The sequence below is a fragment of the Rhizobium sp. G187 genome, from assembly GCF_051549525.1.
Lineage (GTDB): Bacteria > Pseudomonadota > Alphaproteobacteria > Rhizobiales > Rhizobiaceae > Allorhizobium.
On record NZ_JBPUGM010000004.1, the window covers coordinates 281,074 to 302,391 of the forward strand.

Below are 21,318 nucleotides of genomic sequence, written 5' to 3' on the forward strand. Positions count from 1 at the left end.
ATGACACGAGCGGTGCATGCGGCGACATTGGCTGACCTGCGTCGGCGCGCCTCCCAGCGGGCCTGACATCACTGTAGTCACGCGCCGCACAACTTGTCGAGCCAGATGGCAATGGCTGGCCGAAGACCGCATCGCCGCAAAGGATGGCCGGTGCGCATGCCGTGTTCGACCGCTATTCCCGCTCGCCCAACTCCAGGGTTTTCAAGGCAGTCTGTGCATTATTTGGGATGTATTCGCGGAGCGGGAAAACACGACGACCGAGTTCACTGGAACTCGGATTGTCATGACCGCATCTCCCATCGCTTCAAGACCGATATCTGTGCATGAACCGGCTGTCGATGCGATGCTTCCACCGGGCCACCCAGCGGCCGCGGATCGCGAAGCGCCATTTGTCGGCAATGGCCCGTCCGTCGGCGAGCGAGATCAGGACCAGCCAGGAGGTTTGCGGGCGATAGGGCTCGAGGCTTTTATCCACGAGGCTACGATGGATATTCTCGGCCAGCACCGGCCCCTGGCGCACAGCGAAAACGCCGGCCTTGGGACGGGGGCTTGGTAGCGATGCAACGTCGCCAGCCGCGAAGATCTGCGGATGGGATAGGGAACGCAATGTCTCGTCGACGCGGATAAAGCCCTTTTCGTCGAGGAGGAGCCCGGTCGCGCGCAGGAAGGCCGGCGCACCGCTTGATGTCGTCCAGACGACCTCGTCTGCCGAGAGCGTCCGCCCGTCACGCGACACGAGTTCGCCGTCGCGGAAAGCCACAACATCGAAAGCCGGATAGTGGGCGATGCCTGCTTTTCGCATTTCGCGTTCCAGCAGTCGACGGGCCCAGCGGCTGCGCTCCGGGACGGGCTCCGCGGCCCGACCGACAAGGGCAACACTGATACCACGCCCCTCCAACCGGCGCTTCAGCGCAAAGGCAACCTCGACACCGGCGACCCCCTGCCCGACCACCGCCAGTGTCGAAAGCCGTCCCTCTCTCGCCAGCGCATCGAGCCGCGCAAGGCGATCGGCAAAGCTCGCGATGGGCTTCACGGAGATACCGGTCGATATGCCCTCAGGCAGTGACGGGGTGGAGCCGATATCGATCGAGAGCAGGCCGTAGCCGATGCTTTCGCCGCTCGCGAGCGAGACCATGCGGCCTTCCGGGTCGATCCCGGTTGCGACGGTTTCGAGGAAGGTGACGCCAGCGCGTCTGCAGAGTGCGGCCAGGTCGATATGGAAATCGTCGAAACCGTACTCCCCCGAGATATGGCCCGGCAGCATGCCGGAATAGGGCGCATGGCGAGAGGGGGAAACGAGTGTGATCTGCCCGCCGAAGCCGAGTTCGCCCAGCCGGCGGACCACCTCGACATGGGCGTGGCCACCGCCGAGGAGCACGACTGATCCCGTCGTTTCACGGGCCTCAGCCATCCGAGGCATCCGTCAGGCCTATACGATGAACAGGTCCTCCAGCAGCAGCGGCATCGGCCTCATCATGGGTGACGAGAATGACCGGCAGGCCGGCAGTCCTTGCGCGCTCGAACACCAGGCTGCGCATCTGGGCGCGCAGCGCCATGTCGAGCTTGGAGAAGGGTTCGTCGAGCAGCAGCAATCTGGGTCGGGAGACCAGAACGCGGGCAAGCGCCACCCGCGCCTTCTGTCCGCCGGAAAGCGTGGCCGGGTCCCGGTCGGCAAAACCGGCGAGGTCCATCTCGGCCAGAATGTCTGCCGCGATCTCCCGCCGCTGGCGCCGATCCGACACATCCGCCGGGATGGCAAAGGCGACATTTGCACCAACAGACATATGCGGGAAGAGCAGCGGGTCCTGAAAGAGGATCCCGGCCCGGCGGGCTTGCGGCTCCAGAGACAGGAGATCGACACCATCGACGGAGACTGTCCCCTCGGCGTGGAACGCTGGATCGAGGAAACCGCCGATGAAGGACAGCAAGGTGGATTTCCCCGATCCCGACGGTCCCATGACGGTGAAGACCGAACCGGCAGGCACATCTGCGGTCACCTCTATCAGGCTGACATCACCGAGGCGGATCAGGATATTCGAGAGGGAGAGGCCTTTGCTGGGCTGTCGCTGGAGCATCATCACACCCGCATGTCCCGGCGATTGCGGTGGAGGGCTGCGGGGATCAACGTCGCGAGCGCGAAGGCGAGGAAGGGCAGGATGGTCTGCAGCAGGGCATAGACTCCGATGACGCGGCGATTGTTGCCAGAGGCGAGAGCGACGGCCTCCGTGGTGATGGTCGAGAGCCGCCCCTCGCCAATCAGCAGCGTTGGCAGATACTGCCCGACCGAGACGGCAAAGCCAACGGCAAGCGCCGTCAGGATCGGACGGATCAGCATGGGCAGGCGGATCGACAGGAGCACCGAAATCCGCGACCGGCCAAGGGCGGTGGCAATGATTTCGTAGCGACGGTCGAGTGCCCGCCAGGGATCAGCCAGCGAGAGGAAGACATAAGGCAGGACAAAGACGAGGTGGACGAGCACGAGTGCTGTGAGCCTGTGTTCGCCGCCGCCACTACCAATGAAAAGAAGCTGAAGGCCGAAGACGAAGGTGATTTGTGGCACGATCAGCGGCAGATACAGCATCAACAGCGCCTTGTCGCCGACGCTGCGTCCCGTCTGAAGCTCCCGTTCGAGGCAGCCGATGGTCAAGAGGATGGCCATGAGCGTCGAGGCGAGGCCCGTCACCAGCGTGGTCATCAGCGGATCGATGATGCGCGGCAGGGCACTCATCCAGCTTCTGAGCGTAACGCTCTGCGGCAGAAGATCGGGAAACTGCCAGAGACCGGCGAGAGACCAGAGGGCGAGAATGGCAAGACCTGAAAACACCGCGCCGCCGATCAGGCCGACGACCAGGATCGATAGGCGGCGTAAGAACTGGTCGCGGAGGAACCGCCAGCCTTTTTCTCTCGCCCGGCGAAGCAGGACGGACGCCAGTCGTTCGAGGATAAACCACGTGAGCAGTGCGGCCACGGTAACGCCCAGTTGCAGGACGGCACCGGCCGAAGCGAGGAAACGCGCCGACAGATCCGGATCATTCATCCACTGGACGAGCCGGGTTGCCAACGTTCCGGGCAAGTTTGGTCCAAGGATAAGGGCCACGTCCACGACCGAGGACGAATAGGCGATGACGGCATAGACGGCGAAACGGATCTGCCGGTAGAGCGACGGCCAAAGCAGGTAGGTGAAGCCCGCGATGCGTCCATAGCCGAAGGAGGCGGCAAGCCTTCGAGCCGCGGGGAGCTCAACCTGCGGCAGGGCTGCAAGCGTCACCAGAAAGAGGAAGGGCGTTTCCTTGATCACCAGGCCCGCGATCATCGTCAGCCCCATCGGATCATGGGGAATGAGAATATCCGGCGGCCGGTCGATGCCAAGGAATGGTGCGACGAGGCGGATGAGGAAGCCTGACGGGGCAATCAGGAAGGCGAACCCGAAGGCGGCGGCCGCATGCGGAACCGCCAGCAGGGGCGACAGCAGATGCTGCAGGCGCGACAGCGTCGGTGTGCCCGCGTAACTCGCAATGAAGATCAGCGTGATGCCGAGAGAAATGAGCGTGGCGGCAAGGCCGGTTGCCACACTCAAGACTGCGGCTGTGGCAAGGCCCGGTGTCGCGGCAAGCTCTCGAAAGGGTTGCAGGCTGAGGTCATCTCCGCCGAGCGCGGGCAGATAACCGAAGGCCGGCAGCAGCGTGCCGAGGAGCCCGAAACTGATCGGCAAGACCAGAAGGCCAAGCGTGAGGGCGACCGCACTTCTCGGGAGATGTGCGGTCAACCCGTCCACGAAGGAGCGATCGGTCCCCCGGGCTTTCACGGCTCAGTTGCCGCTGGCATAGCGCCGACGCCATTCGACTTCGATGCGCTCCATCCAGCTCGCATGCGGTTCGGCAATCACGGGGCCGAGTTTGTCCGGTGTCAACGTTGCAACGCCGAGGTCAAGCGCTGCGAAGGCGGCACGATCGGCGTCCGGAAGCTTCGGCATGGCAAGAACGGTCGGGTCACCCCAATAGGTCGGGTCCTGCTTGCGAAGCTGCGCTTCGGGCGAAATCAGGAAGTTCGCCGTCAGCAGCGCCCCCTCCTTGGCATTGGCATTATAGGGAATGGCGACGAAATGGGTGTTGCCGAGCGTGCCGCCGGAGAAGGTGAAGGAGCGCACGGTCTCGGGCAGCTCGCCCGCCTTGATGCCGGCTGAGGCTTCGGACGGATTGAAGGCGAAAATGATGTCCAACTCGCCATCGGCCAGCTTCTGCTTCATGTCAGGATAGTTCTGCGGGAAAGTCTTGGCTCCGCGCCAGGCCACCGGATGCAACTGGTCGAGATAGGCGAACAGCGGCTCGACATCCTGCTCGAAGCTCTCCTCGACCACCGGCTTTGCCAGCTTGGCCGGATCGGCGATGACTTCGCTCAGCACCTGCTTCAGGAAGGAGGAGCCGATGAAATCGGGGGGCGCGGGATAGGAAAAGCGGCCGGGGTTGTTCTTCGCCCAGTCGAGCAGTTGGGTGGCATTATCAGGCAGGTTTGACGCTTCCGCGCGGGCGCTGTCGTAGAAGAAGACCATCTTCGCGCCGCCCCAGGGGCTTTCCAGCCCATCCGTCGGTTCGGTGAAGTCGGTCAGGATGGTGGGCTGGTTCTCGATATCGACATAGCGCCAATTGGGCAGCGTGCTTGCCCAGCCGGGGGTGAGGAGCAGGTCCTGCTGCTTCATCGAAACGAAGTTCTCGCCGTTGATCCAGATGAGATCGACCGACCCGTTTTCGTTCTTCCCGGCGGCTTTTTCGGCAATCACCTTGGCAACGGCGCTTGCGGTATCCTCGAGTTTCACCTGCACCACGGTCACCCCGTAGCGCGACTGCATTTCAGCGCCGACCCATTCGAGATAGGCGTTGATGTTTTCCGATCCGCCCCAGGCGTTGAAATAGACTGTCTGTCCGGACGCTGCCTTTTCGACGGCCGTCCAATCCGACAATTCCGGGCCGCCGGCAGCGGCCGGGAGATAGCTTGCAGCGGCGATCAAGCCGGCGGCGAAAATACCACGCATCAAACCCATAGTGTGTCCTTCTCCCTCAAAATCGACCGCCTGACGTTCAGGCATTGCGGCTCCTGTTTGAACTACGCTCGAAAGATCCACCGGATCTCATGTTCTCCTCTGGGACCACATTTGTTGTCGTGCCAGTGCAGCCTTGATCTCCTCGCTCGGCGCCGGATCATGCATGGTGCACGCCATGGCACTGAGATCATCAGTGATGCGCATCTGGTCGACGAAGGCCCGGCATCCCCGGCACATGGCCAGATGAAGCTTGATGTTGAGCCGCGCCCAGAAGCCGAGATCGCCATCAATCAAAAGGCTGGCACGCTCGGCGACTTCACTGCATCGAAACATGGTTCATACCTCAAAGGCCAAGGGGGACATGAATTCTCATGGCAAACTCCTGCGCTTGCGGATCTGCCGCACGAGCGTCGGGATCAGCGCCACCAGCGCCAACGCGAAGAAGGCGAGTGTGATGTCGCGCGTCACGAGATCCGAGATCTGCGCTTCCCGGCCGCTCGCCTGTGCTGCCACCAGCACACTGTCGACGCCCTGGCCGAGATAGGCATAGGCGAAGGTGCCGGGCAGGATGCCGAAGAACGTCGCTGCGATGAACCGCCCGAGGCTGATGTCGAACAGGGCAGCCGCAATGTTGACGACGAAGAAGGGAAAGACCGGGGCGAGACGGACAACGAAGAGATAGCCGAAGGCATTCTCGCGAAACCCGTCCGCCATCTTCTTGACGACACCATCGACACGGTGGCGCAGAAAGTCGCCAAACGCAGAGCGCGTCGCGAGAAACAGGAGCGCCGCACCGATCGTGGCGCCAACGGCCACCAGGGCGCCGCCGATCATCCAGCCAAAGAGGAAACCGCCGAAGATCGTCAGCACCGAGGCTGCCGGAAACGAGAACGCAACGGCGGCGATATAGACGAGCAGGAAGATCAGCGCAGACCACAGGACATTGGCATCGACATAGGCCCGCAACGCCTGACGTTGTTCGGCGAGGAATCCAAGGCTGAGATAGTCCTGCAGGCCGAAGGCATAACCGAGCGCGAGGCCGGCGACGACGAGGACGAGAGGCGTATAGCGCCAGAGGCTGCCTCGGCCGACAGCGCCCGGCGAGGAGATCGGGTCGTCGCCCGGAGGACGGCCGCGCTGCGGAGAACGGCTGTCAATCATCGTGAATTCCCCGCAGCGCGCCTGCGCCTTTCAAGAACACCTGTTCCGGCGCAACCGATCCCCCATGGTCACTATGGCTTGATGCAGTCGAATGCTGCTGGACATCGACGGCGATTGTTTTGCTAATGGCGCCCGGGCTGAGGCAGGGGGTGGCGTGGCGCAGGGTGAAGGTGACGATCTGGCTCTGGCGCGGCGCCTCGTGAACGGAGATGCCGCCGTCTTCGAGCTGCTCTATCGCCGGCACAATGCCGCGATGATCCGCTTTTGCGCGGGCATCGTCCGGTCGCGCGACATCGCCGAGGAGGTCGTCCAGGACACCTGGGTGTCTGTCCTCAGTCGCATCGATCTCTTCGAAGGACGCGGATCGCTCGCAAGCTGGATCTACACGATCCTCCTCAACAAGACCCGCAGTCGCGCCCGCCGCGAAGGCCGCATTGTCTCTTTCGATGATCTCGGGGATGGCAACGGTCTGGGCGAGGCTTTCGACGGGCGCGGACACTGGCGCACCAGACCCGAGCTCTGGGAAGACCTGACGCCCGAGCGCCACATCGAGGGTCGAAGCGTTCTGCAACATGTCGAGGCGGTCATCGAAACACTGCCGCCCGCGCAACGCGCAGTCCTGATCCTGCGCGGCCAGCAAGGGCTCGATCCGGCCGAGGTCTGCGCATTGCTCGACATCTCCGAGGGCAATATGCGCGTGCTTCTGCACCGGGCGCGGCTGACGGTTCGGAGTGCGCTCGACCGCCTGAATGCTGGCCTCTGACCGAGACAGGGCAAGGCTCATTTATCTTCTCCCGAGAAGGCAAGCCAAGCCTGGCGCCAGCGAATGACGGTTGTCAGCGCGCAAAGGGCGGCAAAGCCATAGGCGATCAGCGGGAAATGGTGCGGCAGGAGACACATGGCGACAAAGACCGCGATCGTCTCGAAGCCTTCAGCCAGACCGCCGGCGTAGTAGATACCCTTGGTGGGGAATTCCGGCGCCTTGCGTCCGAGTTTTGCCGCAACCGCCGAGAAAGCGAGGAAGGAGGAGCCTGTGCCGACAAAGGAAACGATCAGGACCGCAGCCGGCAGCGCATTGACCTCAGGCATCGCCACCGCAAAGCCGAGCGGGATCAGTGCGTAGAAAACCATGTCGAGCGCGATATCGAGATAGGCACCACGCTCCGTCGGGCCATGAATGCGGGCAACCGCGCCGTCGAGGCCATCCAGCGCACGGTTCACGAGGATGAGGAGAAGTGCTGCCAGAAAAAAGCCGAAGCAGAGTGCGGCGAAGGCTCCAAGCCCTGCCAGGAAACCGACGAGACTGATCTGATCTGCCCGCACCCCGCGATGCGCCAGAAACTCGGCAACGGGCTGCAACGCCGCCTTCTGCAGCGGCAGGATCTTCGCGTCGATCATCCGCGCCTCCAGGTCTGGAAACGGTCGAGCAAGGACAGGAGGAAGCCGTTGATGTGATTTCGGCGCCACTGCCCGGCCACCATCTTGTTGGCCTCTGCCAGCGTCGGGTAGATATGGATGGTCCCGAGGATCTTGCCGAGCCCATGGCCGTGCTTCATGGCAAAGACGAATTCGGCGAGCAGGTCGCCGGCATGTTCACCGACGATGGTGGCGCCGAGGATCTTATCCTTGCCAGGCACGGTCAGCACCTTGACGAAGCCACGCGCTGAACCGTCGGCGATCGCGCGATCAAGATCGTCGATGCCGAAGCGCGTTACCTCATGCGGGATCTTCTTCTCCTTTGCCTCGGCTTCGGATAACCCGACGCGCGCCACTTCCGGATCGGTGAAGGTGGCCCAGGGGATGACGCTATAGTCCGCCTTGAAGCGCTTGAGATCCCCGAACAGCGCATTGATCGCCGCAAACCAGGCCTGGTGCCCGGCGACATGGGTGAATTGGTAAGGCCCTGCGACATCGCCGGCCGCCAGGATGTTCGGATGCAGTGTCTGGAGGTACTCATTGGTCTCGACGACCCTATCCACCTTGATGCCGAGGTCCTCGAGCCCGAAGCCCTTCAGACGCGGGGCGCGTCCGACTGCAACGATGATCTCGTCGAAGCCGATGCGGGACTTTGCCCCGTCCTTCTCCACCTCGATCCACTTCTCGCTGGCATCCGCCCCGCAAGCGACCGCCTTGTGGCTGGTCAGGACATTGACGCCGTCAGACTTCATTGAAGCCTCCACCAGCGCGGCTGCATCCTCATCCTCACGCATCATCAGGCGTGGAGCCATCTCGATCTGCGTGACCTTAGAGCCAAGCCGGGCAAAACTCTGCGCCAACTCGCAGCCGATCGGCCCTCCGCCCAGAACGACGAGCCTCTGCGGCACGGCAGGGCGACCACGAAGCCGCTCCCACAGGGTGTCCGAGGTCAGATAGTCGATCTCGGCAAGGCCAGGGATTTGGGGCACGAAAGGCCGCGCACCGGTTGCGATGATGATCGACCGCGTCGTCAGACGCTGCGTGCCGCCGTCGTTCAGCGCGATTTCCACCGTCCAGGGATCGATCAGCTTTGCATAACCTTGCAGGACTTCCACGCCGAGGCCTGTGTAGCGCTCGACGCTGTCATGCGGCTCGATCTCGGCGATCACTCCGTGGATCCGCTCCATCACGGCGGCGAAAGGCACCTTCGGCTCGACCGGCTCCAGGCCAAAATGATCGGCATGGCGCATCTGGTGCGCGACCTTCGCGCTCTTGATTAGCGTCTTCGAGGGTACGCAGCCGAAGTTGAGGCAATCGCCGCCCATCTTGTTCGCCTCGACCAGCGTGACCTTCGCCTTGGCCGCCGCCGCGATATAGGCCGAGACCAGGCCGGCAGAGCCCGCGCCGATAACAACCAGGTTGCGATCGAAACGCTTGGGCCGTTGCCAGATGGATCTGGAAAGGCGCTGATCTTGGTCCATAGGGCTCCTCGCTCAACCCGAGCATTTGCGTTGTTATCCGTTAGACGAGCAGAAACCCGGATTGTTACAAGCGTGCAGCAAGTTTTTTGGTCAGCGCGCAATGCAGATATGGGTCGGCAAGCCGCAGCACCGCAGCGAGCTTGATCATCCCCGGAGCAAAACCCCGAATCAGGCAGGGCCGCCAAAGCCAGAAATCCGCAGACAGCACCGGCGAAAAGGCCGCCAAAGCCCGCGTGGCATCGTTCTCCTCCGGCAGCACGTCGGGATCGCGGCTTGGAAGGCCGGCAAGGTCTCGGCAAAAGCGGAGGGTAAACCGAGGTGCCAACACAAGCTCTCGGCTGGTTTCTCGGTCCCGGTCTCGCCTCGGTGCTAAGCAATCTGGGACCTGGCCAGTCCAGGTCACATTGCTCTTCCAGCCTGTGTTTACGGACATGATCGGACAGCGTCCCGGTCTCAGACCTCTTTTGGACCTAACCGTCTCACCACACCTCTCCGTTTGACGTCACACACCCAGAAGAAAATTTTTTCACACTTGAATCGAGGGGCTATCTGGTCCTACGCTTGATGAGATTATTCAAGTTTCTTTAATTCGACCCCGATCTCGGGGTGCGATCATCTTTCAATGCGACGGGCTTTTGGGACCACTCTCATGGACCTCATTTCTAACGGCCATTCCAAACTCCCTCTCAGCACGTGTGTTGAAGCAAGCGAGTTCTTGAACGTCCACACGACTGCACAAAAACCCCATGGAGAAAGAAGGGTGCGGCAGGAGCCTGAACATCCAGGTTACCCACATACGGTGCCCTAAGCTGCCAAGACGGGCGACGTCAGCGCAAAATCAGCTGCGGCAACGCGCTGAACCTGCCTGTATCGCTCCGGAACGAACACACTGCATTCTTCGCCTGCCCATAAAAACAAAGAAGGGAACAGTACCATGACAATGTTCGACAGACGCCTGAGACTGCTCACGACGAGCGGAATTCTTGCCCTCCTGCTTGCAGCCGCGCCGCAGGCCTATGCTGCCACCCCGGCAGATACACTCGTCCAGGCCTGGGCGATCGACGACATCATCACGCTCGATCCGGGCGAAGCCTTCGAAATCTCGACAGCTGAGGTCACCGCCAACACCTACAGCAAGCTTGTCGCGCTTGATCCGACGGATACATCGAAAATCGTCAGCGATATCGCTGAAAGCTGGGATGTTTCGGAGGACGGCCTGACTTATACCTTCAAGCTGAAGCCGAAGCTCACCTTCGCCTCCGGCAATCCGATCACCGCTGAAGATGTCGCGTTTTCCTTCGAACGTGTCATCAAGCTCGACAAATCGCCAGCCTTCCTGCTGACCCAGTTCGGCCTCAACGGCGACAACGTCACGGACAAGGCCAAGGCCGTCGACGAATCCACTTTCGTCATGACCGTCGACAAGCCCTACGCGCCGAGCTTCGTGCTCAACGTGCTGACGGCAACCGTCGCATCCGTCGTCGACAAGAAGGTCGTGATGGAGAATGCCAAGCCGGTCACGCCGACCGCCGAATACAAATATGACACCGATTTCGGCAATGAATTCCTGAAGACTGGTTACGCCGGGTCCGGCCCATTCAAGATTCGCGAATGGCGCGCCAACGAAGTTGTCGTGCTCGAGCGCAACGACAACTACTACGGTGAAAAGGCCAAGCTTGCGCGCGTCATCTATCGCTACATGAAGGAAAGCTCCGGCCAGCGCCTGGCGCTTGAAAACGGTGATATCGACGTTGCCCGCAACCTCGATCCGGGCGACTTCGACGCCGTTGCCAAGAAGGATGGCATTGCCACGACCTCGGCACCGAAGGGCACGCTCTACTATTTCAGCCTCAACCAGAAGAACCCCAACCTGGCCAAGCCCGAGGTCATCGAGGCCTTCAAGTACCTCGTCGACTATGATGCGCTCGGCGAGACCCTGATCAAGGGTATCGGCACGATCCACCAGACCTTCCTGCCATCAGGCCAACTCGGCGCGCTTGACGACACGCCCTACACGCTCGATGTCGCCAAGGCCAAGGAACTGCTGGCCAAGGCCGGTCTGCCCGACGGCTTCACCGTCACCATGGATGTGCGCAATACGCAGCCGGTGACCGGCATTGCCGAAAACGTGCAGCAGACGCTTGCCCAGGCCGGCATCAAGCTGGAAATCATCCCCGGAGACGGCAAGCAGACGCTGACCAAGTTCCGGGCCCGCCAGCACGACATCTATATCGGCCAGTGGGGCTCGGACTATTTCGACCCGAACTCCAATGCCGAGACCTTCACCTTCAACCCTGACAATTCCGATGCAGGCACGAACAAGACGCTCGCCTGGCGCAATGCCTGGGATCCGAAGGAACTCTCGACCAAGACCGCCGCTGCCCTTCTCGAAAAGGATACGGCCAAGCGCGCGGCAATCTATGAGGATCTGCAGAAGCAGGTTCTGGCAACAGGCCCGTTCGTGGTGATCTTCCAGCAGACGGAAATCGCCGGCTATTCGAGCAAGGTACAGAACTACAAGCTCGGCCCGAGCTTCGACACCAACTATGTCAACACAGTCACCAAGGAATAGTCGTCCTTGACCCAAGTTGACAGTCAGGTCGACCGGAGGCGCGCGTCTCAGCGCGCCTCCTCGATCGCCATCAGCGTCGGCAAATTCCTGCTGACGGTGGTGACCACCTATCTCGGCCTTCTGGCCGTCACCTTCTTCATCGGCCGCGTCGTGCCGATCGATCCGGCGCTTGCCATCGTCGGCGACCGTGCGCCGGCGCATGTCGTCGAGCGTGTGCGCGAGCAGCTAGGCCTTAACCTGCCCCTCTGGGAGCAGTTCATCATCTATGTCCGCCAGGCCCTGTCGGGTGATTTCGGGGTGTCGGTGCTGACCACCAATCCGGTGATGAAGGACATCGCTCGCGTCTTTCCGGCAACGATCGAGCTTGCCACTGTCGGCACCATCATCGGGGCCGTATTCGGCGTGCCGCTCGGCGTGCTGGCCGCCGTCAAGCGAGGCTCGCTCGCCGACCAGCTGGTGCGTGTCGTCGGCCTCATCGGCTATTCCGTGCCGATTTTCTGGCTGGGTCTCCTGGCGCTGCTGTTCTTCTACGCAAAGCTGAACTGGGTCGCTTATCCCGGCCGCGTCGACATCGTCTATGAATACAGCTTTACCCCCGTCACCGGCTTCTTCCTCATCGACGCCGCCATGCAGCGGCAATGGGATGTGCTGTGGGATCTCTTCCGCCACATCATCCTGCCCGGCGGCCTGCTCGGCTATTTCTCCATGGCCTATATCAGCCGCATGACACGCTCCTTCATGCTCAATGAGCTGGCACAGGAATACATCGTTGCGGCCCGCGCCAAGGGCTTGAGCGAAGCCCGGATCATCTGGTTCCATGCGCTGCGCAATGCCGCCGTCCCCCTGGTTACCGTCATCGCGCTCTCCTATGCCGGCCTGCTCGAAGGCTCTGTGTTGACCGAGACGATCTTCTCCTGGCCGGGGCTTGGCCTCTACATCACCAATTCGCTGCAGAATGCCGACTTGAACGCCGTGCTCGGCGGGACGATCGTGATCGGATCCGTCTTCATCGGCATCAATCTTCTGTCGGACATTCTCTACCGTACGCTGGATCCGAGGACGCGCAGCCGATGACCACACCCGTCCCCACTTCCCAGCAATCCTGGAAAGGCTGGCTCACATCCGACCGGCCGCAATCCCGCCTGCAGGCCCGTTGTGGCCGGGCCTATATCATCTGGCAGCGCTTTGCCGAAAACCGGCTGGCGCTGGCCGGTCTCGCCATCCTGCTCGCCCTCCTCTTCGTCGCCGCCTTTGCCGATGTGCTGGCGCCGCATTCGCCGGTTCAGGGTGATCTGCGCAATGCCCGCCTCCTGCCGCCCGGCAGTGCCGGCTATCTGCTCGGCACCGACGATCAGGGTCGCGACATCCTCTCGCGCCTGATCCATGGCTCGCGGCTGACCCTGTTCGTTGTGGCACTGGTCGCGGTCATCGCCGCACCCGTCGGCCTCATCGTCGGCACGATCGCCGGTTATGCCGGCGGCTGGATCGATGGCGTCCTGATGCGCATCACCGACATCTTCCTCGCCTTTCCGAAGCTGGTGCTGGCACTGGCGCTGGTCGCTGCCCTCGGCCCCGGCATCGAAAATGCAGTGCTGGCCATCGCGATTACCTCCTGGCCGCCCTATGCCCGTATCGCCCGGGCCGAAACGCTGACCTTCCGCAATTCCGATTTCATTGCGGCGGTGCAACTGATGGGGGCCTCGCCGCTCCGGATCGTGCTGTCGCATATCGTGCCGCTGTGTCTCTCCTCGGTCATCGTGCGCGTGACGCTCGACATGGCCGGCATCATCCTCACGGCCGCCGGCCTTGGCTTCCTCGGTCTCGGCGCACAGCCGCCGCTGCCGGAATGGGGCGCGATGATCGCATCCGGTCGCCGCTTCATCCTCGATCAATGGTGGGTCGCGGCCATGCCGGGTTTTGCCATCCTGATCGTCTCGCTCGGCTTCAACCTCTTGGGCGACGGGTTGCGGGATGCACTCGATCCGAAGGAGGCCGGCCAATGAGCGCGCTTCTGACCGTCGAAAATCTCCGTGTCAGCTTCCCGACCCGCACCGGTTTGATCGAGGCCGTGCGCGGCGTCTCCTTCACGCTCGGGCGCGAACGGCTCGGCATTGTCGGTGAATCCGGGTCCGGCAAGTCGCAAACCGGCCGCGCGATCATGGGGCTGACGCCGGCCCAGGCGCGGATCACGGCCGACCGGCTGCAATTCGGCGATACCGATCTCCTGACCGCCAGCCCTGCCCGTCGTCGCTCACTGCGCGGCAAGCAGCTGGCGATGATCCTGCAGGATCCGAAATACTCGTTGAACCCGGTCATGACCGTCGGGCGGCAGATCATGGAAACGCTCCGGACGCATGAGAAGGTGTCGTCCAGCGACGCGCGCAAGCGGGCCTTGGCCATGCTCGAAGCCGTGCAGATCCGCAATCCGGAGCGGGTGTTCGATCTCTATCCGCATGAAGTGTCCGGCGGCATGGGCCAGCGTGTGATGATCGCGATGATGCTGATCTGCGGTCCCGAACTCTTGATCGCCGACGAACCGACCTCGGCGCTCGACGTGACCGTCCAGCTCGAAGTGCTCGCCATTCTCGACGCGCTGGTGCGCGATCGCGGCATGGGCCTGATCTTCATCAGCCACGACCTGCGGCTGGTCTCGTCCTTCTGCGACCGCGTGCTCGTCATGTATGCCGGCCGGGTGGTCGAAGAGATCGAGGCGACACGGCTCCACGAAGCGCAACATCCCTATACGAGAGGGCTGCTCGAATGCCTGCCGCAGATCGTCGCCGACCGGCATCCTTTGCCCGTGCTCTCCCGTCAGGCGGAGTGGAAACTATGAGACCAGCCCTTGCCATCAGAGACATGGTCGTCAGCTTCGATGGCTACCGGGCGCTCGACAACGTGGACGTCGACGTGGAAAGCGGCGCCTCCTTCGGCATCGTCGGCGAATCCGGCTCCGGCAAATCGACGCTGCTGCGGGCCGTGGCCGGGCTGAATGCGTTCAGCCAAGGCATTCTGTCGGTCAATGGCAAGCTCTATGAAGGCCGCAAGCGTGACAAGGCCTTCTACCGTCAGGTGCAGATGGTCTTCCAGGATCCTTACGGCTCGCTGCATCCGCGCCAGACGGTTGACCGACTGCTGCGCGAGCCGCTGACGATCCACGGCTTCGCCGATGCGGAGACACGGATTTCCCGTGCGCTGGACGAAGTTGGCCTCGGCGCCGGCTTCCGCTTCCGCTTTTCGCACCAGCTATCGGGCGGCCAGCGCCAGCGAATCGCGATTGCCCGCGCCCTGATCCTGGAGCCGAAGGTACTGTTGCTCGACGAGCCGACCTCGGCGCTCGATGCCTCGATCCAGGCGGAGATCCTGAACCTGCTCGAACAGGTGCGCAAGGACCGCGGCCTTACCTTTGTCATGGTCAGCCACGACCTCGCCGTGATCAGCCATATGTGCGAAAATCTGGCTGTGATGAAATCCGGCAAGATCGTCGAGACACTCAGCGTCGAGCAATTGCGCAATGGTGATTGCTCGACGGACTACACCCGTCAGTTGATGACGGCGAGCGAGGGCTTTCGCCGCAACTGAAGTTCTTCACAGTTTGTGAACCGAGCTGCGCCAACAGCGACGAGAACCATCTGAAGCCACTCTTAGCGCCAGCTTATCGCCTACCCGCTCACGAACTCGGGCACCCATTGCAGTATCCGCAGACCAAGCACAGTCTGCAGCAGCAGTGAGTACCTGACGTGAAGAGCTTTTAGACGTCCATCTTGGAAAGACTGGACGTGCGAATGGCACTCAAGAAGAATGGCGGAGAGGTTGTCCGCTTTATATAAGACCGCATGTTCCCAGATATCACCGTTTAAGTTTCTGAGATAATTGTATTATATCCCTTAAGTGCGTCTTATCAAGTCGCATCTAGTCGCGCTCTATCGCATCCAATCGCAACTGTTGTGATGGGCCAAATGATGGGCTACGGCTGAACTCTACAAGCATCAAGGAGGAAGGAATGCTCAGCGACGCTAGAGCCAGGAAGCTAAAGCCGAATGACTAGCCCGTGCTCGATGGCACAATCAAGGGACTATATCTTTTCCCGGCCCAAACCCCCGGCACCGGAAAATGGATCTTAAGGTTTGTGTCGCCCAAAACCTCCAAGCGGCGAGACATGGGTCTGGGCAGCTACCCCACCGTGTCAATCCGAGATGCTCGAACGCGAGCATTCGAGGCACGCACGAAGATTGAGGGTGGAATTGATCCTCTTGAAGAGCGACGTGCCGCCGAAAACGATGCGAGCTTAAAGACCCGCATACCAACTTTTGAGGAAGCTGCCCGACAGGTGCATGCCGATCTCTCAGCAGGATTCCGGAACGCCAAGCATTCAGACCAATGGATAAACACTCTGGTGGCCTCAGTATTTCCGAAGCTTGGTAATCGACCGGTCAGCGAACTTGGCCCGGCTGATTTTGCCAGCTGCCTGAAACCAATCTGGCTGCTGAAACCTGAAACGGCATCCCGCATAAAACAGCGATGTGACGCCGTCATGGAGTGGTGCGCCGCTAACGGCTTCATTCTAGCCAGCCCCGTCCGCGTGGTCGACAGATTGCTACCCAAACAGCCAAGCAAGAGAGAGCGCGTCAAACATTAACCAGCGGTTCCGTGGCGCGACCTTCCGGGCCTATTTCGCGACGCACTTCACTTTGGAGCGGCCACTCAGACAAAGCGAATGCTTGAGCTTCTAATTTTGACGGCAAGCCGGTCAGGTGAAGTTCGACAGATGCGCTGGGAGGAGGTCGATTTCAGTAGCTCGCTCTGGATTGTTCCGGCGTCACGCATGAAGGCGAAGGTCATCCACAGAGTGCCGCTAACTACTCGTGGCATCGAGATACTCGAACAGCAGCTGGAACAGCACGCGACTGGTGAGGGCTTCGTTTTCCCTTCAAGAAAAACACGCCTGTGAGTGACATGACACTGACCAAGTTTCTGCGCGATCAAAACGTGGCCAGCGACGTGACAGGTCGAATGGCAACTGCACACGGCTTCAGGTCTAGCTTCCGAGACTGGGCGTCTGAAAATGGCTTCGCGAAAGATGTGGCAGAGAGATCGCTCGCGCACACCGTGAGAAACGCTGTCGAGCCAGCCTATCATAGAACAGACCTGCTTGAGCAGCGAAGGTCGATGATGATTGCTTGGGAAAGATACTGCCTTGGCCTGGCAGCGCCCTAGGCACACTGAGCTTTTCAATCGCAGCGGGGCCTTCAGTCGGCTTTGCGCCTTCATATCGCCCATTCAAGCCGAAACGCCGAATAGTGGAAAGCTGCCGGTCTGTTTGCGTAATTCCGATGTCCGTGATGGGGTGCTTCCTGCCTGTCCGTCAATGGTTCCACTGCTTTAAAAGCGGACATAGGCAGATGGGCGAAAGAGGGCTGCCGGCGGACAGGCAGAAAATCGCCCTATCAGCCATAATTCCTGGCCGAGCTTAACGGTAGTACCGGGACGTTGTACCTGGGGGTTCAATGGCTCGGTAACAGAATGTCGTGCTTGCAAATGTCTCAAGGGCGAAAGGCCCGTGGTGGGTCGCCAAACGGTCAGGCGGCGTTCGCCGTACCGGTGATTACTCGTTGGTGAAACTTGCATCGAAGATGGACTTGACCCAGTCATATTGCGTGCTGATCCGTGCGAAACCGCCCGTCGAACCATAAACCGCATCGTCGCCCCAGGCGTTGACCCCGACGATGACCCAGCCCTCTTCGGTATCGATCCAGAGCGAGCCGCCGCTGTCACCTGACCCCAACACGCCTTCATATTCATCAACCGGCAGGGATTCGCCGCTCTCGAAGACATTGGTGGAACCGTCCTCCTTGTCGAAGTCGACCAGCAACTGATTGCCACTTTTGCCGTCCGGAGCCGGATCCTCGACTACATCGATGATGTTGCGCGCCGCAGCGGCATCTTCGCTCATATAGTATTTATCATCCTGCCCCACGGAGCCGATGCCCCTCGAGCCGAAGCCGACCATCGTGGCGAGTTTCCCCAGTTCATCGTCCCCGCCATAGAGGAGTGGTGGCGTATCGCAATCCTCCAACGGTCCGTTCAATTCCACGATAGCCAAGTCGTAGCCTGGCGTTTCTTCGCTGCTGGGGTCGTAGTTGGGATGAATATGCACTGCCTTGCCGGTCAATTCGGCACCGGCGCGGGTGTAGTAAGTCCAGTTGGTGGCGGTACTGTCACCGGGGAAGTTATGAGCCGCAGTCAACACATAAGCATTGCCGTTCTGGTCATTGCCGATCCAGGTGCCAGAACCGCCAATCTGCTCGCCGTCGAAAAAGCTCATGATGGCGCAAAACTGCGGCTCCATCGCCAGCGCCTTGGCAGCGCCAAATCCGTCGCCTTCCGCACCAGCTGCCCCGCCCTGATCAGCCCAGGTGCTGTCGAGAATGATCACCCCCTGGACCGGACCAGCCTCAGCCAAACTCATGAGCGCCGTGCCCAGCAGCGCCGATACGATTCTCGATTTCATGCCTCTCCCCTTGGCTGTTTCACTGGGCATGTGTGCAATGTTGCGCTCTGGTTGGTAGTGAGCATGCAGGGTGTCGTGGTGATGCCAGCTTCGCGCCGAGACAAAGCCGTGCACCTCGAACAGCGCTGCGTTGGTAAAAGGGTGACGGCTGTTGGAGGCGGTGGTCTTGCCCCTTGGTGCACAGCAAATAGTCGCAATACACCTTGGGCAATGCCATCGATAAGTCTCTGTTGTTTCCGCCTAAACGCTGAGGGATTTCACCCCAACGTTCCATCCTATTCCCAGCACAATTTATTGAACGACAGCTTTCGATTCAGCGAATCGCAAAAGCGAATAACGGCAATGGTGAAGGGTCTCTTACGCCCGGCGGCACCCGAAACCCTCCACCATCTCGGTTGTAGAGACTTCGTGGCAGGCGCCTGAAATCAGACGCCGCTCGCGCAGGTGGCTCGTGGCCTTTCCGCCACTTGCAGACAATGAGATCTCTGCAAAACAGTTCGTCGTGATGAACCGCATGGCCGGCGCTGCTGCGGGCTATGCAATCATGACCCTATCGATCTGGGCGGATTTCGATGAATGCGTGGGACCTATCGCGCTGCGGGCTACATTTCGTCCCGCACTCTTGGCTTCGAAAGAAGCTTGTCCGCTCGTTCATACAAGGTCGTCAAGGCATCGTCGTTAGAGACAGATGTGATGCCTATGCTCGTTGTCACGGCACCCGCGAGACCCGGAACCGCACTGGCGACGGTGGCTGGGATTGCTTGGCGGCGAGACTCGGCCTGTGCATCCACGTCCTGACCTCGAATGAGAAGTATGACCGTCTGCTCAAGCGCAGATTTTCGTCGTGAAGCCGCCATTTTGTCAACAGGAGTAGCAACCGCAACGTTGCGGCTCAATGATCTTGTGCCTGGAACGTTGGTTGGCTAATGCGTCAGCCAAAGCTCTGCGGCATGCCAGTATCTCCGCTACGACACCAGCACGGAAGGACGCAGCAACGATGGTGGCTTCTGTTTCAAGTCGATCAGTTTTAATCAACGGGGCGAGGGCACCGGTGGCATTGCACATCGCGCGGCTCTTCCACGGCGCAGGTTGGCGCGTGCTGCTCGCCGATACGCCAGCCAAACCGATTTCAGCCGCCAGCCGCGCCTGCGATGGCTATTTTCGTTTGCCACCGCCGCGTTTTGAACCGAAACGCTATGCCGATGTGGTCGAAGACCTAGTGAAACGGGAAAATGTCTCATTGGTCGTGCCGACCTGCGAGGAGGTCTTTTATCTCGCGGCAGTCTGGCGCGAACGGAGGATGACGGCACGGCTGTTTGCGCCAGCCGCCGATGTCCTGACCCGGGCGCACAACAAGTTTGATTTCATCGAAATCTGCAAAAGCCTCAAACTGGCAGCGCCGCATACCGTGCTCCTGCAGAACAGAGCCGACCTTGCCTCTATCCGCTCGATGGCGTCCCAGATGGTTTTCAAACCTGCATGGTCGCGCTTTGCAAGCCGGGTGCTGCTTCAGCCGAAACCTGAAGACGTAGAGGCTCTTGCACCGACGCCGCAGGCACCCTGGGTCGCCCAGGAATTCATCGCGGGTCAGGAGATCAGCGCTTATGCCATCGCGCAGAATGGCCGTCTGCAGGCGTTGTCGCTCTACCGCTCCATCTATCGCGCCGGCAAGGGCGCAGGCATTTATTTCGAGACTGTCGACAACGAGGCAGCAACGGCCTTCGTGTCAGATTTTGCCGCCGGCACCGGCTGGACGGGACAGCTTTCCTTCGACCTGATGCAAAGGCACGACGGCACCGTGCTCCCGCTTGAATGCAATCCCCGCGCCACAAGCGGGCTGCACTTCTTCCGCGATCCGGAATCTTTCGCGCAGGCGATCTGGAGCGGCGAAGGCAGCCTGAAGCCGGATGTATCCCACCCGCAGACGGTGCGTCTCGCCCTATGGATCTACGGACTGCCGACCGCTCTGCGCCGCGGCGATATCCGCGGCTTTCTGGATGACCTCCAAATCGCAGAGGAGCTTCTCGACTGGCCGCAGGACCCAGCGCCGAAGCGCGCGCAATGGCGTGCGCTCGGCGAAATCGTGGCCCTCGCCCTTCGCCACCGCATTTCCCTTCAACGCGCCTCCACCCGCGATATCGAATGGGACGGGCCGGATCAGAGCTCGATGGAGAAACTCTCCGGCTGATTGGTAGCAGGCGGCGCTGCACCGTCCATGATCGCCTCGATGCTTCGACGCAGGAAATCAAGCGGCCCGATGATCGGCGATGCCTGCGGCCAGCAAGCCGCATTCCGGCTTGCCGATGCCAGCACCCGGCGGTCCTGTTCCAGGGCAATGCGGAACATGGGTCGGAAAGCCAGAGATTTCAGCTGATCGAGCAGGCCGCCCCGCGGCCCGATCAGGCAACCGATCCCATCGACCTGATTGTCCGCCGCCTGTCTGAGATGGAATGTCGTCGCCAGCGCCAGGCCCTTCGGCCCCCAGTATTCGAGTTCCGCAATACCGGGATAGCGAAAACGTCCGATCGTCCTCACCCGCTCGCCCTCCAGCAAACGGCTGATCAGACCGTTTTGCCGTTCTTCTCCGGTATAACACGCCTCGACCCAGCCCGGCCCGCCGGTCACATCGACACGCACGCGTTGCCGCTCGCTGCTCAACCCGCGCAGAAGGCCCTTATGGGTGAAGTGGGTGTGTGTTGCATCAAGAATGTTCTCGGCGGCATCGACCAGTGTCGAGCGCGTGCTGCTGCTCACAAGCTTGACGATGATCTTTTGCCCCTCGGCGCAGTGCAGATAGGGCTCGTCCTTGGGCGTGCCGCTTGCCACGAAAACAACCCCTTCCTTCACGAAGGTCGTCAATCGTGGCACGCGAAAGCCGGGCACGGCACCCGTATGACCGGGAATGGCCGTGCAAGCCCCCGCCGCGTTAAATCGCCAGCCGTGATACGGACATTCGATCTCGCCGTTTTCGACTTTGCCCTTCGAGAGTTCCACATGCCGGTGCGGACACCGATCATGCAAAGCGGCAATCGTCTCGCCGCTGCGAAACAGCACCACAGGCAGTCCTGCCAGCACTATACGCCGCGGCCGCTTGCCAATCTCAGAGGCAATGGCAACTGCCTGCCAGGTATCGGGAGACATG

General features: G+C 61.1%; 20 protein-coding genes. 9 read left to right on the plus strand and 11 right to left on the minus strand.

Annotated elements, in window-relative coordinates; translation table 11 throughout:
* Nucleotides 1-304: 304 nt before the first annotated feature.
* The 6 genes from ACSV9I_RS13850 to ACSV9I_RS13875 all read right to left on the minus strand — a co-directional run bounded on the left by ACSV9I_RS13850 (nucleotide 305) and on the right by ACSV9I_RS13875 (nucleotide 6,199).
* Nucleotides 305-1,411, minus strand: a complete 1,107-nt coding sequence (locus ACSV9I_RS13850; protein ID WP_438329385.1) for an FAD-dependent oxidoreductase — start codon at nucleotides 1,409-1,411, stop codon at nucleotides 305-307.
* The gene (locus ACSV9I_RS13855) at nucleotides 1,404-2,075 is read right to left on the minus strand and encodes an ATP-binding cassette domain-containing protein (protein WP_438329658.1); all 672 of its coding nucleotides are present in this window, start codon (nucleotides 2,073-2,075) and stop codon (nucleotides 1,404-1,406) included. Before ACSV9I_RS13855 ends, ACSV9I_RS13850 begins: the two co-directional genes overlap by 8 nt.
* Nucleotides 2,076-2,077: 2 nt before the next feature.
* The gene (locus ACSV9I_RS13860; RefSeq protein WP_438329386.1) at nucleotides 2,078-3,766 is read right to left on the minus strand and encodes an ABC transporter permease; all 1,689 of its coding nucleotides are present in this window, start codon (nucleotides 3,764-3,766) and stop codon (nucleotides 2,078-2,080) included.
* Nucleotides 3,767-3,808: 42 nt separating this feature from the next.
* Entirely contained in the window at nucleotides 3,809-5,038 is a 1,230-nt protein-coding gene (locus tag ACSV9I_RS13865; RefSeq protein WP_438329660.1) for an ABC transporter substrate-binding protein, read from the minus strand.
* A gap of 87 nt (nucleotides 5,039-5,125) precedes the next feature.
* Nucleotides 5,126-5,371 carry a zf-HC2 domain-containing protein gene (locus tag ACSV9I_RS13870; RefSeq protein WP_438329387.1) on the minus strand — a complete coding sequence of 82 codons (246 nt, stop codon included), beginning with the start codon at nucleotides 5,369-5,371 and terminating at the stop codon, nucleotides 5,126-5,128.
* A gap of 36 nt (nucleotides 5,372-5,407) precedes the next feature.
* Complete coding sequence (locus ACSV9I_RS13875; RefSeq protein WP_438329389.1) at nucleotides 5,408-6,199, minus strand: TVP38/TMEM64 family protein; 792 nt, start codon at nucleotides 6,197-6,199, stop codon at nucleotides 5,408-5,410.
* A gap of 91 nt (nucleotides 6,200-6,290) precedes the next feature.
* On the opposite strand from ACSV9I_RS13875, the gene ACSV9I_RS13880 reads away from it, so the two are divergent.
* A complete protein-coding gene (locus ACSV9I_RS13880) occupies nucleotides 6,291-6,962 on the plus strand; it encodes an RNA polymerase sigma factor (protein WP_438329390.1) in 672 nt (223 codons plus the stop codon).
* Between the two features lie 17 nt (nucleotides 6,963-6,979).
* Here the strand turns inward: ACSV9I_RS13880 and ACSV9I_RS13885 are convergent, their stop codons facing one another.
* From ACSV9I_RS13885 to ACSV9I_RS13895, 3 genes are all read right to left on the minus strand, one after another.
* Nucleotides 6,980-7,597: a CDP-alcohol phosphatidyltransferase family protein gene (locus tag ACSV9I_RS13885; protein ID WP_438329391.1), complete on the minus strand. Its 618-nt coding sequence runs from the start codon at nucleotides 7,595-7,597 to the stop codon at nucleotides 6,980-6,982.
* A complete protein-coding gene (locus ACSV9I_RS13890; protein WP_438329392.1) occupies nucleotides 7,594-9,096 on the minus strand; it encodes a dihydrolipoyl dehydrogenase family protein in 1,503 nt (500 codons plus the stop codon). Before ACSV9I_RS13890 ends, ACSV9I_RS13885 begins: the two co-directional genes overlap by 4 nt.
* 64 nt (nucleotides 9,097-9,160) lie before the next feature.
* On the minus strand, nucleotides 9,161-9,355 hold the full coding sequence (locus ACSV9I_RS13895) for a hypothetical protein (protein ID WP_438329393.1): 195 nt from the start codon (nucleotides 9,353-9,355) through the stop codon (nucleotides 9,161-9,163).
* Between the two features lie 675 nt (nucleotides 9,356-10,030).
* On the opposite strand from ACSV9I_RS13895, the gene ACSV9I_RS13900 reads away from it, so the two are divergent.
* The 7 genes from ACSV9I_RS13900 to ACSV9I_RS13930 all read left to right on the plus strand — a co-directional run bounded on the left by ACSV9I_RS13900 (nucleotide 10,031) and on the right by ACSV9I_RS13930 (nucleotide 16,616).
* Nucleotides 10,031-11,668, plus strand: a complete 1,638-nt coding sequence (locus ACSV9I_RS13900; protein ID WP_054158042.1) for an ABC transporter substrate-binding protein — start codon at nucleotides 10,031-10,033, stop codon at nucleotides 11,666-11,668.
* Between the two features lie 63 nt (nucleotides 11,669-11,731).
* Nucleotides 11,732-12,742 (plus strand): ABC transporter permease, encoded by a 1,011-nt coding sequence (locus ACSV9I_RS13905; RefSeq protein ID WP_438329662.1) that lies wholly within the window; start codon nucleotides 11,732-11,734, stop codon nucleotides 12,740-12,742.
* Nucleotides 12,739-13,671, plus strand: coding sequence for an ABC transporter permease (locus tag ACSV9I_RS13910; RefSeq protein WP_438329395.1), 933 nt, complete (start codon nucleotides 12,739-12,741; stop codon nucleotides 13,669-13,671). The genes ACSV9I_RS13905 and ACSV9I_RS13910 overlap by 4 nt, the downstream gene beginning before the upstream one ends.
* The gene (locus ACSV9I_RS13915; RefSeq protein ID WP_438329396.1) at nucleotides 13,668-14,501 is read left to right on the plus strand and encodes an ABC transporter ATP-binding protein; all 834 of its coding nucleotides are present in this window, start codon (nucleotides 13,668-13,670) and stop codon (nucleotides 14,499-14,501) included. Before ACSV9I_RS13910 ends, ACSV9I_RS13915 begins: the two co-directional genes overlap by 4 nt.
* Nucleotides 14,498-15,247 (plus strand): ABC transporter ATP-binding protein, encoded by a 750-nt coding sequence (locus ACSV9I_RS13920; RefSeq protein WP_438329397.1) that lies wholly within the window; start codon nucleotides 14,498-14,500, stop codon nucleotides 15,245-15,247. Before ACSV9I_RS13915 ends, ACSV9I_RS13920 begins: the two co-directional genes overlap by 4 nt.
* Before the next feature lie 469 nt (nucleotides 15,248-15,716).
* Complete coding sequence (locus ACSV9I_RS13925; RefSeq protein WP_438329398.1) at nucleotides 15,717-16,304, plus strand: tyrosine-type recombinase/integrase; 588 nt, start codon at nucleotides 15,717-15,719, stop codon at nucleotides 16,302-16,304.
* Nucleotides 16,305-16,382: 78 nt separating this feature from the next.
* Nucleotides 16,383-16,616 carry a tyrosine-type recombinase/integrase gene (locus tag ACSV9I_RS13930; protein ID WP_438329400.1) on the plus strand — a complete coding sequence of 78 codons (234 nt, stop codon included), beginning with the start codon at nucleotides 16,383-16,385 and terminating at the stop codon, nucleotides 16,614-16,616.
* A 654-nt stretch (nucleotides 16,617-17,270) separates the two neighbouring features.
* Here the strand turns inward: ACSV9I_RS13930 and ACSV9I_RS13935 are convergent.
* Nucleotides 17,271-18,176: a trypsin-like serine protease gene (locus ACSV9I_RS13935; protein ID WP_438329401.1), complete on the minus strand. Its 906-nt coding sequence runs from the start codon at nucleotides 18,174-18,176 to the stop codon at nucleotides 17,271-17,273.
* Nucleotides 18,177-19,227: 1,051 nt separating this feature from the next.
* Here ACSV9I_RS13935 and ACSV9I_RS13940 point away from each other — a divergent pair.
* The gene (locus ACSV9I_RS13940; RefSeq protein WP_438329403.1) at nucleotides 19,228-20,364 is read left to right on the plus strand and encodes an ATP-grasp domain-containing protein; all 1,137 of its coding nucleotides are present in this window, start codon (nucleotides 19,228-19,230) and stop codon (nucleotides 20,362-20,364) included.
* Here ACSV9I_RS13940 and ACSV9I_RS13945 read toward each other — a convergent pair.
* Nucleotides 20,334-21,317 (minus strand): Rieske 2Fe-2S domain-containing protein, encoded by a 984-nt coding sequence (locus ACSV9I_RS13945; protein WP_438329663.1) that lies wholly within the window; start codon nucleotides 21,315-21,317, stop codon nucleotides 20,334-20,336. The two genes, ACSV9I_RS13940 and ACSV9I_RS13945, sit on opposite strands and share 31 nt — an antisense overlap.
* Nucleotide 21,318 lies beyond the last annotated feature (1 nt).